General features: G+C 35.6%; 14 protein-coding genes and 2 pseudogenes. 12 read left to right on the forward strand and 4 right to left on the reverse strand.

Features of this window, described 5'->3' with window-relative positions; all coding sequences use genetic code 11:
* The first annotated feature begins 149 nt into the window (after nt 1–149).
* Nucleotides 150–926, forward strand: coding sequence for a CYTH domain-containing protein (locus DYE31_RS01145; protein WP_041613046.1), 777 nt, complete (start codon nt 150–152; stop codon nt 924–926).
* A 183-nt stretch (nt 927–1,109) separates the two neighbouring features.
* Here DYE31_RS01145 and DYE31_RS01150 read toward each other — a convergent pair whose 3' ends face one another.
* Nucleotides 1,110–1,979, reverse strand: a complete 870-nt coding sequence (locus DYE31_RS01150; protein WP_015901482.1) for a LysR family transcriptional regulator — start codon at nt 1,977–1,979, stop codon at nt 1,110–1,112.
* A gap of 159 nt (nt 1,980–2,138) precedes the next feature.
* On the opposite strand from DYE31_RS01150, the gene DYE31_RS01155 reads away from it, so the two are divergent.
* The 5 genes and pseudogenes from DYE31_RS01155 (at nt 2,139) to DYE31_RS01175 (ending at nt 7,987) form a co-directional block, all read left to right on the forward strand.
* Nucleotides 2,139–3,353, forward strand: coding sequence for an ABC transporter ATP-binding protein (locus DYE31_RS01155; protein ID WP_050731420.1), 1,215 nt, complete (start codon nt 2,139–2,141; stop codon nt 3,351–3,353).
* Nucleotides 3,354–4,388 carry an extracellular solute-binding protein gene (locus DYE31_RS01160; RefSeq protein ID WP_015901480.1) on the forward strand — a complete coding sequence of 345 codons (1,035 nt, stop codon included), beginning with the start codon at nt 3,354–3,356 and terminating at the stop codon, nt 4,386–4,388. It begins immediately after the preceding gene.
* 244 nt (nt 4,389–4,632) lie between these two features.
* A complete protein-coding gene (locus DYE31_RS01165; RefSeq protein ID WP_041613165.1) occupies nt 4,633–6,282 on the forward strand; it encodes an ABC transporter permease in 1,650 nt (549 codons plus the stop codon).
* Between the two features lie 4 nt (nt 6,283–6,286).
* On the forward strand, nt 6,287–6,934 hold the full coding sequence (locus tag DYE31_RS01170; protein WP_015901478.1) for a metallophosphoesterase: 648 nt from the start codon (nt 6,287–6,289) through the stop codon (nt 6,932–6,934).
* Nucleotides 6,935–7,056: 122 nt separating this feature from the next.
* A pseudogene (locus DYE31_RS01175) lies at nt 7,057–7,987 on the forward strand (osmoprotectant ABC transporter substrate-binding protein).
* 1,062 nt (nt 7,988–9,049) lie between these two features.
* On the opposite strand, the gene DYE31_RS01180 reads toward DYE31_RS01175, so the two are convergent.
* Nucleotides 9,050–9,808, reverse strand: a complete 759-nt coding sequence (locus DYE31_RS01180) for a CPBP family intramembrane glutamic endopeptidase (RefSeq protein ID WP_015901475.1) — start codon at nt 9,806–9,808, stop codon at nt 9,050–9,052.
* Nucleotides 9,809–10,055: 247 nt separating this feature from the next.
* On the opposite strand from DYE31_RS01180, the gene DYE31_RS01185 reads away from it, so the two are divergent.
* The 3 genes from DYE31_RS01185 to DYE31_RS01195 are packed head-to-tail and all read left to right on the forward strand — an operon-like array spanning nt 10,056 to nt 12,152.
* Complete coding sequence (locus tag DYE31_RS01185) at nt 10,056–10,874, forward strand: NmrA/HSCARG family protein (protein WP_015901474.1); 819 nt, start codon at nt 10,056–10,058, stop codon at nt 10,872–10,874.
* Nucleotides 10,875–10,895: 21 nt separating this feature from the next.
* Complete coding sequence (locus DYE31_RS01190; RefSeq protein WP_015901473.1) at nt 10,896–11,438, forward strand: TetR/AcrR family transcriptional regulator; 543 nt, start codon at nt 10,896–10,898, stop codon at nt 11,436–11,438.
* A gap of 12 nt (nt 11,439–11,450) precedes the next feature.
* Nucleotides 11,451–12,152, forward strand: a complete 702-nt coding sequence (locus DYE31_RS01195) for an SDR family NAD(P)-dependent oxidoreductase (protein ID WP_015901472.1) — start codon at nt 11,451–11,453, stop codon at nt 12,150–12,152.
* Between the two features lie 72 nt (nt 12,153–12,224).
* Here DYE31_RS01195 and DYE31_RS01200 read toward each other — a convergent pair whose 3' ends face one another.
* A complete protein-coding gene (locus tag DYE31_RS01200) occupies nt 12,225–12,803 on the reverse strand; it encodes a TetR/AcrR family transcriptional regulator (RefSeq protein WP_015901471.1) in 579 nt (192 codons plus the stop codon).
* 168 nt (nt 12,804–12,971) lie between these two features.
* Here DYE31_RS01200 and DYE31_RS01205 point away from each other — a divergent pair, with 168 nt between their 5' ends.
* Complete coding sequence (locus DYE31_RS01205) at nt 12,972–14,594, forward strand: CocE/NonD family hydrolase (RefSeq protein WP_015901470.1); 1,623 nt, start codon at nt 12,972–12,974, stop codon at nt 14,592–14,594.
* A 94-nt stretch (nt 14,595–14,688) separates the two neighbouring features.
* Here DYE31_RS01205 and DYE31_RS12955 read toward each other — a convergent pair.
* Nucleotides 14,689–15,042, reverse strand: a pseudogene (locus tag DYE31_RS12955) (very short patch repair endonuclease); the annotation flags it as partial.
* A 744-nt stretch (nt 15,043–15,786) separates the two neighbouring features.
* On the opposite strand from DYE31_RS12955, the gene DYE31_RS01215 reads away from it, so the two are divergent.
* Together DYE31_RS01215 and DYE31_RS01220 are read left to right on the forward strand one after the other, a co-directional pair.
* Nucleotides 15,787–16,290: a TspO/MBR family protein gene (locus DYE31_RS01215; RefSeq protein WP_015901468.1), complete on the forward strand. Its 504-nt coding sequence runs from the start codon at nt 15,787–15,789 to the stop codon at nt 16,288–16,290.
* A gap of 34 nt (nt 16,291–16,324) precedes the next feature.
* Nucleotides 16,325–17,179, forward strand: coding sequence for a patatin-like phospholipase family protein (locus DYE31_RS01220; RefSeq protein WP_015901467.1), 855 nt, complete (start codon nt 16,325–16,327; stop codon nt 17,177–17,179).
* Nucleotides 17,180–17,206: the final 27 nt, after the last annotated feature.

Raw genomic sequence — 17,206 nt, forward strand, 5'->3', positions numbered from 1 at the left:
ATAATTACGGAAAAATCAAATTGGTATTAAATATAAAACGATTGAATGTTTATATTGAAAAAGTATTATTTATTTAAAATGGGTTTCATAGAAGTTGACATAGAAATTCATAATTTTTCTTTACTCTATGAAGTGGAGGTGAAGGAAGAGTGAAAAATATAATGATTAAAGGGAGTATCGCAATAGGTACGTTATTATTGTTGATGCCTCATGCACAAAGTGAAGCAGCAGCCGATAAGTATGAAGTTAAAGTTTATGCAGATGCAGACAAGATTGTTAAGGATAACCGACATATTGATCATGGGATATTAGACCAACTGGGTTCTGAAGACAAAGATGAGGATTTTAATGTGCAGTACATAGACGATAGTAATCGTACAAATTATAAAAATAAAGAAACATTTCGCGTGCGCAAATCAGAAGATGAAGATTCAACTGAATTGCAATATAAAAAGCGTTATCCTATTACAAATGGAGATGCAGATACAGCTATAGCACAAGCTAAGAAAGACGGATTTAATACAGATGAATATGAAGTTGAATATGGAGAGAATGGACAAACATTAAGTGCTTCAAATGAAAGTGAAACAAACAGCGGTTCTTCTTTACCGAATGCTGCACAAAGTTTAGACGCTTTAAAAGGGAGTGCCAAAGCACCATTTGATGCATCTTTAAATAAAATAAGCAGTCCACAAAAGATTGGTCCGGTTCATTTCGAGCGTCATAAAGGTAATATTGATGGAAATAAAGTGAAGATTGAAAACTGGGATATCGGTAATCAGAATATAGTCGAAGTTTCTGCAAAAGTTTCAAGTGAAGCTGAAGCAAAAACAGTACAGCAAGCAATTATTAAAAAGTTAGACGCAATGGGTATTCATGAAACTATAGACCAGCTAAAAACAGATATGATTTTTAACAATTATTAATAAGTAAAAACAAGGCATGGACAGAAATGATATTGAATTAAAATGCTTTCTGTCCATGCCTTGTTTAATTTTATTTTCAGAAATAATAGGTGATTGTTAATGCTCTTAGGTATGTACAATTGTTGGTAGGTTAGCCTTCCGTTTGTCTGATGTTAGACTGTCGGGTGGGTTGAAAAAGCTTTGCTAACGCAGTTGATAAAGGGTTGAGATAAAGTTCTGCATAATGGGATTAATCTCTCGATCAGATTTATAAACGATTGAAATATGTCTTTCAGCAGGTGAATGCGGAATAGGTTTTGCGATAATATCCGGGTGATTGACTGCACTTGAACTGAGTAAACTGATGAAGTGAGAATTGCGAATTGTTTCTATTAAACTGCTCATACTATTGGATTGCATGACTGGATTAATTTGTATTAGATTTGTATGCTGCCATTCATCAATACTGTCCTTTGTTGACCCACTGCTGTGAATGATAAGCGGATAACTCTGTATATCTTTAATTGAAATATGTTCAGAAAGTGCAAGTGGATGTGATTTATCCATTGCTAACATAAGCGGATCATCAAACAGTCGCTTGACTTCAACCTCGCTTTCTCGAATTCCGTTCTCAGAAATAACTCCAATTTCTACTTCTCGATTTTTCACCTTTTCTACAGTTTGCGGTGCTGTATCTACTTCTAATGAAATATCAATGTCTGGATATTCGGTCATAAAAGTTTTTAAAGCTTCTGGCAACATACCATAAATAGGTGCGTGACTTGATCCGATTCTTAAACCGCCTCTTTTAGAGGTTTTATAACCTCCTAATATACTTTCAGTTTCTTCGATTAGAGTAAGGATTTTAGAACTGTTCTGATATAAAATCTGTCCTGCTTTAGTTAAAGTAATTAATTTCCCTTTTTTATGATATAGCGGAACTTGATGTGTTTCGCTTAAATTCTTCAAATGAAAAGTAACGGTCGGCTGTGTGATATTAAGTTTTTCAGCGACCACATTTACATTTTGATCTTCAACGAATTGTTTGAATATCATCAGTTGTTTAATATTCATGCCAATAAAACTCCTTTATGTAAAAATCAGAATTGCTAAATAGAGAAAATCTATATCGATATACATAATACATTGAAAATATTGATGGCTTGTTAACGCTGTATTTAATATGCATTAATATCCGTTGTTTATAGTTGAGGATGAAATGAGGTGAAGGAAGTGGCGCTTGAAATACGCAATTTAAAAAAGTCATTCGGAAATCAAAGCGTGATAAAAGATGTGAATTTGGAAGTGGGTACTGGAGAGTTTATTTCATTGCTCGGTGCATCTGGCAGCGGTAAAACCACATTGCTGCGTTTGATTGCCGGATTAGAACAACCGGATAGCGGAACGATTGAAAACGATGAGCAGATGTTTTATTCAAATGAAGATACAACACAGATGATGGCACCATCGAAGCGTAATATAGGTATGGTATTCCAAGACTTTGCTTTATGGCCGCATATGTCAGTATTTGAAAATGTAGCTTATCCGCTTCGCGTAAAAAAGGATACTAAACAGTTAAAACAACGTGTACGTGAAGTACTGCAAGAAGTACGGTTAGAAGGATATGAAAAACGCAAGATACATGAACTCTCCGGCGGACAGCAACAACGTGTCTCACTTGCTCGTGCAATTATTTCACGTTGTGACCTTGTTTTAATGGATGAACCGTTGTCAGCACTAGATGCGGGATTGCGCGAAGATATGCGCTTATTGATTCAACGACTTGTTAAGCAATATGGCATGACAGCTATTTTTGTTACACATGACCAATATGAAGCTATGACGATGTCAGACCGAATCGCAGTAATGCAAGAAGGGCGTATCGAACAATGCGACACACCAGAAAATCTATATGCTAAACCGCAAAGTGAAGCAGTCGCAAGGTTTATCGGCAAAGGGACGTTTATAAAAGGGACATTAAAAGAAAATAGATTTATCATCCAAGAAGAAAATACACTAGATGATGCAGATGAAGGAACACTAGAACGCACATCAGCTGTATCAGCAGTCAATCTAGCAGAGAAGACTGAGAAAGATAAACATTCAAAAGATAATCAGGCAGATCCGAAAACTACTTCAGATACAATATTAAAAGAAAAAGTGAACGATAAAGAAGATGCAAATACAATTTCTATAGATGTAGAAGGAAATATTCATGATGGATATTACGGCTTGTTATTACGCCCGGAGAATGTTTGCACAAGCCATAAGGGACAGCATGCAGTTGTGTCGACAGTAAGTTTTACAGGTGAACGTTATGAATACACAGCATACATAAACGATATGACCATCATGTTTTATGATAGAAGATTTTATGCTGAAGGTGACCAAGTTAATTTGGAATTTGAAGTGAAGCAAGAATATTTAATTAAAATGGAGGATATTTAAATGAAGCGATTATTACAGTTCGGTGTAATCTTAATGGCATTAGTAATGGTTTTGGCGGGTTGTCAAAATAAACCAGAAGGAGATGACAAGAAGTCTTCTTCTGATAGCGGTTCATCTAGCAGTAAAGATAAATTAGTGTTATATACAGCAGGTCCAGATGATCTGGTTAAAGATATGGTAAAAGAATACGAAAAAGACTCTGGTAAAAAAGTAGAAGTTTTCCAAGGGGCAACGGGAGAGATTTTAGGACGTTTAGAAGCTGAGAAAGATAACCCGAAAGCCGATGTCGTGCAATTAGCTTCTTTACCTGCAGCATTAGACTATAAGAAAAAAGGCTTGATTGAACCTTATAAAGTTAAAAACGCAGATAAATTGTATAAAGATTGGCAAGATAAAGATGGTTATTGGTACGGCTTCAGCGGCAGTGCGTTAGGGATTTCTTATAATACAGACAAAATCAAAAAGGCACCGACTGATGTAAAAGACTTATTGAAAAAAGATTATAAAGATGCACTCGCCATTCCAAATCCTTCTGAATCAGGTACAGCATTAGACTTATTATCTATTAAGGTACATAACCAAGGTCAAGCAACTTGGGATGAATATAAAGCATTAAAAAATAACGGTATGAAGTTAGCAGGGGCGAATAAACCGGCATTAGAAACTGTAATTAAAGGTGAAAATAAAGCAGTTTATGGCGGTGTGGATTATATGGTTTATAAAGCTAAGAAAAAAGGAGAACCTGTTGATATTTCTTATCCGAAATCAGGTACATCAATATCTCTGAGACCTGCTTTCATTTTAAAATCTGCAAAACATAAAGACGCTGCAAAAGATTATATGAACTATGTGACAAGTGATAAAGGTCAAAAACAAGTCGACGCACATTATTTAATCCCCGCTAATAAAGATGAACATAAAAATAAAATGACGAAAGCACGTGAAGACATTAAAGAGTTGAAATATGATTGGCCGTCATTATCAAGTGAAAGCGAAAAAGTATTGAAGAAATTCATGGATATGATGAAGTCATAAAAAAAGAAAAATGTATATAGGTAAAGATTTGTTTTTTGAACATCTGTAAAAACAATTCTCTATAAGTACCTAAATAAAAATACATGATAAATGAAATAAAAACATAGTATCTGAGGTGGCGGTGACTCATTTTAAATGAAGCGTCGCCATCTCATTTATTTTTAGATTGGAGTTGAAAGTGGTGAAAGATCTGCAGAGTGTGCCAACTTCAGCAGGAAACCTGAATAAAGTAAATCACACATTAATGTGGCAGCGTATCAACCGCATTTTAGCACTTGTAGTTCTAATGTTTCTGATTGTAATACCTTTATGTTTAATATTATGGAAAGGTTTTGCACCTACAACAGATTCAGGGGTATTAAACAATATCGGACAATTAGTGCAAGCAGACAATATTAAAATATTGTGGAATTCGATACTGCTCGGAATTGCAGTTGTTGTGATTTCGACATTGATTGCGTTGCCTTTGAGTTATATTATGGTTAAAACTGCATTAGGCAGACATCAATGGCTCGATATTTTAATTATGATTCCATTTATGACACCGCCTTATATCGGTGCAATGGGGTGGATGTTAACGATGCAGCATAATGGTTTACTAGAACAGTTGATTCCAGGTGCTGCTAAAGTGACACCTTTATTTTTCTCATTTTTTGGTATGGCATTGATTATGAGTTGCCATTTGGCACCGTTTTTATATGTTGTATTGAAAAAAGTATTATTGAATGTACAGCAATCTCAAGAAGAAGCAGCATTAGTATATGGAGGTTCGTTTATGTATCGCTTTCGTCGTGTGATATTGCCGATGTTTGTTTCAGGATACAGTATGGGTGCACTGCTTGTGTTTGTGAAAACAATTGGTGAATTTGGTACGCCTATTACAATGGGGAATCGTATTGGTTTTCGTGTGCTGACATCTGAAATTCATCATAGTGCATCTATTTGGCCGATTGATTTTCAGCATGCTGCCTTGTTTTCAACCTTACTACTTGGTATCAGTATGGGTGTTTGGGCATTTCAGACATGGTTTCAAACACGTACAGCGGTTGCTGGAGATAGTGGTAAAGGGCGAAAAACAATGCAGAAAGCCCGCAACAAATGGGATGTTTTGCTTTATATCATTGTTGCGATTGCCTTATTGCTCATGATTGTGATGCCTTATGCAAGTATTATTGTTAATGCGTTTGTAAAGCAGCTCTCACAAGGTTTGAAATTACAAAACATCACTTTAGATAATTTTATTCAAGTATTGTCAGGTAATGGCGGAATTGCTTTAGCTAATAGTTTGATGTTGGCATTAGCTGCAGCAACCATAGCAAGTGTGCTTGGTTTGTGGTTTGTGCTTGCTTCAGAATCGAGAGGGAAACGTCGAAATGGTTGGACGGGACGTTTGATTGATTTCTTCAGCTTATTACCTAATACAGTTCCTGGCATTATTGTGGTTATCGGTTTGATTCTATTTTGGAATAATAAAGTAAATCCGATCCCTGCATACAATACGATAGGTATTTTAGTTATCACTTATACAGTATTGTATATTCCTTATGCGGTACAAAATATCAAAAATGTAAATCAGACAATCAGCAAGAATTTAATGGAAGCTGCTGAAATGAGCGGAAGTACAGGTTGGACGCGATTCCGTACGATTAAATTATCGTTGCTTACTCCAGGTATTATTTCGGGATGGATTCTTATCTTTTGTATTTCGATGCGTGAACTTGTCGGATCATTGATGTTGCGACCGCCGAATACAGATACTTCTGCAACCTATATTTATCGTCAATTTGAACAAGGAGAATCTGCACAAGGTATGGCAATGGCCCTTTTATCAGTGGGTATTACTTCTTTGATTTTGATTGTGATGCAGGTGTGGCAGAACAGAAAGGGGCATTAGAAAGATGGAAGGAAGATTATTTGTAGCCTCAGATATACATGGACATGGCGAAACGTTGCGACAATTATTAGAAACTGCTGAGTATTCCCCGGGAAATGATCAATTGGTACTTTGCGGTGATTATGTGAACAACGGACCGGATTCTGAAGGGACTTTAGAACTGATTCAAAAGCTGCAGAAAGATGGTGCTGTTGTCTTGTTTGGTAATCATGAATTACGTTGGTTAGAAGAGATTGCTGAAACAGAATTTATTATGCACCATAAAATGAAAGTGACGTATCAACGTATCCAAAAGGATTGGGGAAAATTAAAGTGGCGTTCATTGTTAGAGTCGTTTGATAAATATTATATGACGGATGACTTTTTGTTTATTCATGCTGGATTCATAGCGGATGTTCCTTTAGAAAAACAAACGGCAGCAGAGGTTACAGGGTATGATAAAACGAAAGACTTGCAGCATAACTATCCTGGAAAATATATGGTACATGGACATGTGCCGACATTTAGAGAAGGATGCAGTTTAGGTGAGATAAAAGTTACGGATCAATCAGTCAATATTGACACAGGTGCTGGTCATGGTGATTATTTAACGTTGCTTGATTTAACGAATTCAAAACAATATTGTCAGAGGGTTGTGATGAAGGAGAGGTAGGTACGAGAAGGTATCTGCTTCTTTTTTATGTCTAATTCGCAGTTAAATACTATGTTATAATTAATTGTGTTTGATACTGCATTAAATTATTTTTTAAAATAAAAATAATTCAGGAGGAAATGATGAATAGAATTAGAAATATAGTTATTATTATCCTGTTAAGTACAGTTGTATTATCCGGCTGTGATTTGCCTGGTCTTGGTGGCGGGCCGAGTAAAAATGTGAAAATAACAGCATTAGCTACGAGTGAATCTCAAATTATGGCGCATATGATTCGTTTGCAAATTGAGCATGATACACATGGTAAAGTAAAACCGTCTATTATTAACAATTTGGGTTCAGCTACAATTGAACATAATACTTTGAAACGCGGAGATGCTCAAATTTCGGCAACACGTTATACAGGAACGGATTTGGTTGGTGCGTTGAATCATGATCCGATTACTGATACGCATAAGGCTATGGATGTGGTGCAGAAAGGTTTCAAGAATAAATTTGATCAAACTTTCTTTAATACATACGGTTTTGAAAATACTTTTGCATTCATGGTCACACAAGATGTAGCACGAAAGTATCATTTAGAAAAAGTGTCGGATTTAGAGAAGCATAAAGATGATTTGCGTTTAGGTACCGATTCTACTTGGGTTAAACGTGCGGGTGATGGTTACCCTGCTTTTACTAAAGCATATGGTTTTAAATTTAAAACAGTGCGTCCAATGCAGATTGGATTGGTTTATGATGCGTTGAAAAATAAAAAGTTAGATGTGGCGTTAGGATATAGGATATACGACTGATGGGCGTATAGCTGCTTATAAGCTGAAAGTACTGAAAGATGATAGACACTTTTTCCCTCCGTATGATGCAAGTCCGCTTGCGAAGAATGATTTTTTAAGAAAAAATCCTGAGATTAAGAAGTCGCTTGAAAGATTACAAGGCAAAGTTTCTACTAAACAAATGCAAGAGTTGAATTATCAAGCCGATGGTAAACAGAAAGAACCTGCTGTGGTTGCTGAGAAATTTTTGAAAAAACATCATTATTTTGAAAAGAAATAGTTTTTTAAATACCCGCTAAATTATTCGAAACACTTTTGAGTGAATGTATAGCGGGTATTTATATGTTAATTGGAGGGATGACTATGGCACAAATGAATTCAAGACAAGCGAATAGAATTGCACGTTTAGTCATTAAACTAGTGAGAAAAATTGTGAATAGCCAAAATAAAAAGTAATGACTAGAGGTGGCAATGTTGTGGCAGTTATATGCTAAAAATGTTGTTCGATTTTCACAAATAATAATAAGAGTGATGAAAAAGTTATTTGGCAAAACTCGTAGATAATATTATATAAAAATCCTCCCGAACTGTAGTGGAATAATGTTCTGGAGGATTTACTTATGTGTAAATCCAAGATTGGGAAAACAATCTGACTTAATTCTGTCTTGAATGATTAATATGTAAGTTTTTCTATTTAGTAATTGAGTATGAGTTATAAAAAGTAAAGAAGTGCTATTTCATCGCAAAGAATGACGATTAAACTTCAAAAATCACCATTATTCAAAAATACAACCAGTTTTTAGGATTATAAATATAAAATAATGACGTTTTTTCTATTTATAATGTATGATTATCTGTATAAAAATGAAGAATATAAAATCGGGAGTGTAACATGGAGTACAAAGAACTGAAGAAAATTTTTTATGCTTTTGGAGATAGCAACTTAGAAAATTAATATTAAACATGACTCGAGTCATTTACAACTCTCTTAACTGATATTTATATCAGTACTGATCTAAGATAAAATTTTTGGTAGTACTTTATCTAGAATTAGTTTACCTAACTTAACGGAAGTGCTTGAACTTTCTCGTCATAAAGTTAACAAAATGGTAGGAAAACACACTGACAAATTAAATCTACTCAAACAAAGACCTGCAGTTTATGAATTGAAGAATTGTCTAGATTACGTTGAAATTCCTTGTCCGCACCACAAAGGAAGGGCTAGAACATATCAGTGTTCTAGCCCTTGTCTAATCGCTATCTGAATAGAAATGCACTTAGTCCAAACATTGGCTGCGGCCAGAAAATGACCGAAAACCTCCTCCATTTCCACATTCGCAAATCACGCTAGGAAAGCGAATATATAAATGGATAGATCATAAATAACATGTGCGACATAAGTTACTAATAAATTTTTCGTTTTTATGTAAGCTAATGAGTCAATAATTCGGCCTAATCCGATGACAAAGATACATTGTGTAAAGTCCCATTGATACGTTGGCAAATGCAATAGACCGAAAATAAGTGATGAACAAATTAACGCGAGCCATACTGCGCGTTTACGTTTGTGTGGATTTCGATGATAAAAGAATGTCAGACATGCTAGTAATGGAACAAGCGCCATAAATTCTTCACCGAATAATTGAATGATTGTTAAGAAACGTGACCATAAAAATTCTGGTAAAGCGTCGGTACCACTATGAACTGCTGCTGCCGGGTTTGCTTTAATGCCTCCTGATAATGCTCCGACGATTGCAGATAAAGCAGAGCTTACAATCAAGGATAGTATGGCGAACACGATGATGGTTAAGATGTCCTTTTTATGTAAAGGTCGGAAGAGTTTCTTCGTATAACCGCCAATCGTTAAATACAGCCCTAATACAGCGAATAGGGGTAAACTGATAGTTTGTAAAAATTCATTCACTTTAAATGGAATGAACGGTAGATGCATTTTAGTTAATAGAATGAAACCGAAAATTAAAAAGGCTATGATAATTGCCCATTTGCCAGTACTGATTTTGATAGGTTTACCGTTATAAAACGGAAAGTCTTTATTCGGTTCTTCAATCCACAATCTGTCAGGTTGTCGTGTCTTACTCACTTTATTTGCTCCTTTGATAAATTTTCAAGTGTTGCGCTTAATATTACAATTCAACAATTGTAAAAAGTTACTTATCGAGTATACCCGAAAGATAGATTTTTAAGGGATATCTTACAAAAATGTTATAGAGAAATTTTTTGGGCTTTTTACTTTTCAAAGCTTTCTTTTTAATTGACAAACGGATAGTTATCCGTTTATGATTGGAAAGTAATTTAAAAGGGAACTTTGAATTTGAGGAGGTCAGGAAATGAGTAAATCAATTTTAGTGATTGGCGCAACTGGCAAACAAGGACTGGCAGTAGTTAAACAACTCTTAGAAGACGGATGGAACGTACGTGCATTTACGAGAGATAAAGATAATGAGAAATTGACAAGCATTGATAATGATAAATTAGAAATATTTGAAGGTAATTTAGGCGACCCTGAATCTATTGCACGAGCAATGGAAAATCAATACGGTGTATACAGTGTACAGCCGATTATTCGAGACAATGTGGAAGAAGAATTGCATCAAGGAAAAATGATTATTGAAGAAGCTGAAGATGCTGGTATTCATTTTGTGGTCTATAGTACAGCAGGCGGTGTTAATCGTGATCGAACTGGACCTCATTTTGAAGCACTAGCAAAAATAGAAGATACATTGAAAGCATCACGTTTAAACTATGCAATTATTAAACCATCATTCTTTATGGATAACTTTTTACGTATTGTGAAAGAACAAGGCGGAAGATTAGTTATTCCAGAATTTATTAATCCAACAATTAAATTTGCGATGATTTCATCGATTGATATTGCGCGTATTGCAGCAGAAATCTTTGCTCATCCTAAAAAACATAATCATGAAGAAATTGAGATTGCTTCTGATGAATTAATGTTGAATGAAGTAGTGGCTGAATTTGTTGAAGCGACAGGCAAACCTGCAACAATAGAAGGCGACTTTGTGAGCGGAACAGCAGAACGTTCATGGTTAGAAGACTATGGTTATGTCGTTGATTTCGATCAAATGGATGACATCAATCCACAACGTCTTAAATTGAGAGATTGGATTCGTCTGCAAAATTTTTAACATCTGAGAGGTGCATAAATAATGCGGAGAGATGCATTGGAAAACAGAAAACGGATTGAAGATTGTGCACGTCAGCTTTTTGCAGAAGAGGGCGTAGAAAATGTCAGTATGAACCAAATATCTAAAACACTCGGAATCGGAATGGCCACACTTTATCGTAATTTTGAAGATAAACAGGCATTGTGCTATCAACTCATTCAAAATGATTTTTCCGAGCTGTTCAAAGATATGCATACTATTTTAGAAGATAATAAACGAAATAAAGAAGAAAAGTTAGAAGTACTTTTAGTGCGATTCTTAAATTTCAAAAATACGCATAAAGATTTATTACGTTGTGTCGAGGGTAATAAAAAACGCGTATCGTTTAAACAACAACCTGCTTATAAAGAACTGTTCAATATTTTTTATGAAGTATTGAAAAATGATGAAGATTTAACATGGAATACTTTTAAAACAGATATGTTCTTAAATAGTTTAACTACAAATATGTATCAATTTCAGTTAGAAGAACGCGGATTAACCGACGTACAACTGAAACAATACCTATTACGTATGTTTAAATAGGAGGAATAAGAAATGAGAGTAGTATTAATCACAGGCGGAAATAAAGGATTAGGCTATGAAACAGCTAAAGAATTGAAAAACAAAGGATACAAAGTTTATATTGGCTCACGAAGTGAAGATCGCGGTAAGAAAGCAGCGAATGAATTAGGCGTAAATTGCGTTCAAATTGATGTAACCGATGTTGAAACATTGCGCAATGCCGCACATGAAATTCGTGAAGCAGAAGGCCGTTTAGATATTTTGATTAACAACGCTGGTATTTCGGGAGATGTGAAAAAGGTTGATGAAGTAACTGGCGCAGATGTAGAACGTGTATATGATACAAACGTTTTCGGTATAGTGCGTACAATTCATATGTTTGTACCTCTTTTAGAACAATCTGAACAACCAGTCATTGTAAATGTCAGCAGCGGTTTAGGTTCATTTGGAATGGTGACAGACCCTGATACATTAGAATCTAAAGTGAACTCTTTAGCATATTGCTCTTCTAAATCAGCAGTGACAATGTTGACGGTTCAATATGCGAAAGGTTTACCGAATATGCAAGTGAATGCTGCAGATCCTGGTCCGACTAATACAGATTTAGTAGGTGACTTCAGTAATAACTCTAAACCAGCATCACAAGGTGTTGTACCAATTGTGAAATTAGCGACAATTGATAAAAATGGCCCAACAGGCAAATTTATCGGTGTAGATGGCGAAATGCCTTGGTAAGTAAATGAAATGTTGAAATAATCAGTTGTGCACCGGCACAGCTGATTATTTTTTAGACAACAATAACTGTAATTATTTTTCTAAATAACTTGCTGGACCTTCTGTAATAATCAATAAAAAGTGGTGAATAAGTGCATCTTCTGAGATGCGATCATCATCTAATATCCAATGACGAATTAGTGAGATACCTGCACCTGCCACATAACTCATGAAATAAGAGAAAGGAAAATCACCAATTGTACCATCACGGTCAGTGTAATTAGATAAATGATTGTACAGCAGTTGATATAACTTCTCTTGCAGCATGGAAGCACTGCCTATTTGGAACATCGTATGATAAAAAGACATATTGTCGCCGACATGGTGGACTAGATAAGACATCAGTGTATGAATCATATCTGCTGGTTTTCTATCTTCCGTTTGATACTGTTGTGATATAAAATCTTGGATTTGATTGATAGAATCATTTTCCATTTGGTCTAATAAATCTAGTTTATCAACATAATAGGCATAAAAAGTCATACGACTTATATCAGCAGTATCTACTATTTTTTGGACAGTCAGTGTTTCAAAAGTTTCTTCGCCTAAGAGATTTAAAAAAGCATTTTGGATGGCGGCTTGTGATTTACGTCTACGTCGATCTGTGCGCATGATTTCCTCCTGTAAACTTCAGTTATTGAACAAGTATAAACGATTTGTTGAGTTCCTTACACTCTTACACCTTTTGGAAATGGTCAATCAGCACTTTAAGATTTAAGATGAAGTTGTTGAAAGATAAAGAGAACAAAAAAAGAGAGAAAACAGAAGGAGTAGATTAATATGTATAAACAAATGTTAGGAAATCCAAAACTAAATGTAACTCCGATTGAAGATATTAAAGTAGGTAAAAACAATATTGTGGTAGATAGCATTCAATATGGTAACCAAGAAATGATTATGGAAAAAGACGTACCCGTTAAAATGAAAGACGGTGCTGAATTATACGTTAATATTTTCCGCCCTAATAAAGAAGGTCAATTTCCTGTAGTAATGTCTGCAGATACTTATGGTAAAGACAATAAACCTAAAATCACAAATATGGGTGCCATGTGGCCGACTCTTGGAGCTATTCCAACTTCAAGCTTCACTCCAGAAGAATCTCCAGATCCAGGATTTTGGGTACCGAATGATTATGTCGTTGTAAAAGTTGCTTTACGAGGCAGTGCAAAATCTAAAGGACAATTATTACCTTGGGGTGAATCTGAAGCACGTGATTATGCTGAAGTGATTGAATGGGCAGGCGAACAACCATGGAGTAATGGTAATGTCGGTACGAATGGTGTTTCTTATTTAGCTGTTACGCAATGGTGGGTTGCTTCATTGAATCCAAGTCACTTGAAAGCAATGATTCCTTGGGAAGGATTAAATGATATGTATCGTGAAGCAGCATTCCATGGTGGTATTCCTGATACTGGCTTCTTCCGCTTCTGGTACCAAGGTATCGTTGCTAGATGGCCAGAAACTGAAATTGAAGATTTAGAAAAAATGCAAAAAGAGCATCCGCTTTTCGATGATTACTGGAAAGGCAAACAAGCGAATTTGAAAAACATCACTGTACCAATGTTTGTATGTGCCAGCTGGTCAACACAAGGTCTGCATAATAGAGGAACATTCGAAGGTTTCAAACAAGCAAGCTCACAAGATAAATGGCTTAAAATTCATGGACGCAAAGAATGGGAAACTTATTATGCACGTGAATCACTTGAAATGCAAAAAGACTTCTTCGATTATTTCTTAAAAGGAGAAGAAAATGATTGGCGTGATAATCCGCGTGTAAGCTATGAAGTGCGTGAATCATTCTTTAAAGGTTATACAAAAACAGCAAGTGACTGGCCAATTCCAGGCACAGACTATACTAAATTATATTTAGATGCTGAAGATGCACAACTGAAAGAAAAACCAGCAGAGCATGAAGGCGCTGCAGTTTATGACAGTGAAGATGAAAATGCAGATGCGAGATTTTCAATCGAATTTGATAAAGACACTGAAATTACAGGCAACATGAAATTGAAATTTGATCGACGCGGCAACGAAGTTTACTTCCCAGACTTCAACCATATTGAAAATGGTCAAGTAGCAACTGGTTGGTTGCGTGTCTCTCATCGTGAATTAGACCAAGCGAAGTCTACTGCTGCACAACCTTGGTTGAAACATGAGAAAGAAATGAAATTAGAAGCAGGTGAAGTGGTACCTGTTGAAATTGAAATCTTACCATCAGGTACACTATTTAAAAAAGGTGAAACTTTAACAGTTGTAGTAAAAGGCAGTGAAGTTGTTAAAGGCAGCAGTACACCTGGATTAGATACACGTTATGCACATAGAGAATTAGTCAATAAAGGCAACCATGTTATTCATACTGGTGGTCAATATGATTCACACTTATTAGTACCCATCATTAAATAAGAAGTGAATGAACATTTGTATTAAATAAAAAATATGATTTCCAATTAAAATACCGATCCCTTAACACAGAGTAGTCGTTAAGGGGTCGGTATTATTATTTCTCTTTTTTCATCTGCTTCTTATTGTGCTCAATCGCTTCTAAAACTTGATTGACACAACCATCCATATCTTTGAAAACTTCATGTTTTTCCCAGAAACGAATGACAGTATAACCCATGTCTTTAAGCTTTTGGTTCACTTCCTGATCACGTTCCATATTCCGTTCTAGTTTTGGAATCCAATAGTCTCGATTTGTATGGATACGTTGCTTTTTGACGTTTTCCCAATCGTATCCATGCCAAAATTCACCATCGACAAATACGAGCACTTTATATTTAGTAATTGCAATATCAGGAGAACCAGGAAGTTTTTTATAATTTTTGAAATATCGTACACCTTCATGCCATAAAGCTTTCGCAAGCTAGGTTTCTGCTTTTCCGCCAGTAGCGCGTATTTTTGACATCATTTTAGAACGATAAGCTTTAGATTCAGCCACATCAATTCACCTCTGCTTCGTATTGCTGTTTCAATAAGTATTCCCGAGAACCTGCAGCACTATGCAGCTGAAAGCTATTAGAACCGATGAAAAATCAACATTAAACTGACGAATAAGATGATGGTAATAATACTAGCAGAAATTACTCGGACCACTATGTTAGTTGGCGTCGTTTTGGTGGATCTATCGACAATAAAGCTGCTAATAATCACTCCAATCAGTACAGATAACCCTGAGAGTAAACCATCAAAATTCATTCTTTAACCTCTCTTATACTATAAAGTAATATATAATTTCGGCTTATCATAAACGTTCAACATTTAAGAATGCCGAACCGTTTTGAAAGTGTTTTTAAATATAATAGTTTGCACGTTAATAAACGAGTTAGGCATCCTTTCCCTTTAAGACAAAAGATTATTTTAAAATAAAATCACAAGATACTGGAGGTAAAAACATGCTTGATCAAATCATTGCATTAATCAAACAACTTTTAGCAAACTTCGTATCTGGCGGTAAACAAGACATTAAATAATCAATAATTAAGATTGGCAGTCTGCAATTGCAGGCTGTCTTTTTTAATTCCGCATAGAACACGGATAAGACGATTAAGGTTTGAGGTCGCTTTAAGAAAGCCGAGATAGGGGTATAATTGAAATAATGAATAGATATGGGAGGTTGATTATTGTGAATAAGCCGTTAAGAATCTTTAGAAATATCGTGCACTTCACTACGCCAATAGTAGGTGGTACGTTGATTGGTCGCTATGCGACACGAAATGCACGTCAAGATTATCAAAAAGAACAAAATCCTCCATTCTCGCCACCAGGTCTTACTTTTCCGATTGTATGGTCAGGTTTATATGTTGCGATGGGTATTGCCTATACAGTCGCTCGAGATGCGGGTCAAAATAAATCAATTCCGATTTCGCATTATACACAATTGGGATTGAATTTTTTGTGGTCTATTTTGTATTTCAGATACAAATTAAGAGGAGCAGCATTGATTGAAAGTTATACACTTTTTGCAGCTGTTATCGTCACAACTGTTCAATTTTATAAAGCAGATAAATTAAGCGGGTTATTGATGGTTTCTTATGCATCATGGTGTGTTTTTGCGAGTTATCTTACGACAGGTAGTTGGCTTTTAAATAAAGACGAATAATAATGATAACTAATAATTAATGGGAGTGAATTTGATGACAACAAAATCAGTAGTTTTAGGTGCAGGCGGTCAATTTGGTATGGCTTGGGAAATTGGTTATTTAAGAGGACTTGCTGATAAAGGTGTAAGTTTAAGAGATGCTAATGAATTTGTAGGTACATCAGCAGGCGCACAAGTTGGAACAGTCATTTCATCTGATGCAGATTGGGATACGATTTGGGAAGAACAATTGAATTATGAACGAGAAGAAGCCAATCCGTTAACGGATGATGATTTAGCAGATTTATTCCAAAAGTTCGATACGATTGCGCGTGAATCACGTACGATTGAAGAATGGATTAATAGTGAAAGTGAACTTGCAATGCACCCTAAAGTAGACCTTCCTGAGACGGAACGCTTGAATATGATTCGAAATAGTTTGGGCAATGCTGTTTCTGGTTGGACAAAGGGTTTGAAAATTGTAGTTACAGAAGTGGAAACAAACCAAAGACGTGTATTTGATAAAGATACAGATGTACCGCTTGTAAAAGCAATTGCTGCGAGCAGTGCTTTCCAAGGTGCTTATCCGACGATACAAATTGATGGCAATCATTATTATGACGGCGGTTCATATTCCATGGAAAACCCTGATGTCAGTGAGGCTGATAAAGTAGTGGTGCTGGCTGCTGATTTACCGGTATTAACACCGTTTTCACTATCTGAACTGATTGAGAAAATGGAAGAACGTGATCAGGTTGTTCATTTAGCGAAGCCTAATGAAGAGGTTATGCAAATTCTTGCAAAGTATGATAATAATACAATGAACGGTGCAATGCGTAAAGAAGTTGCAGAAGCAGCAAGAAAGCAAGGGCAACAAGATGTAGATGCAATTTATGCATTCTGGCACTAATTTTCAAACATCATAAGGAGGAGAAGG

This window comes from Staphylococcus carnosus, assembly GCF_900458435.1.
GTDB lineage: Bacteria > Bacillota > Bacilli > Staphylococcales > Staphylococcaceae > Staphylococcus > Staphylococcus carnosus.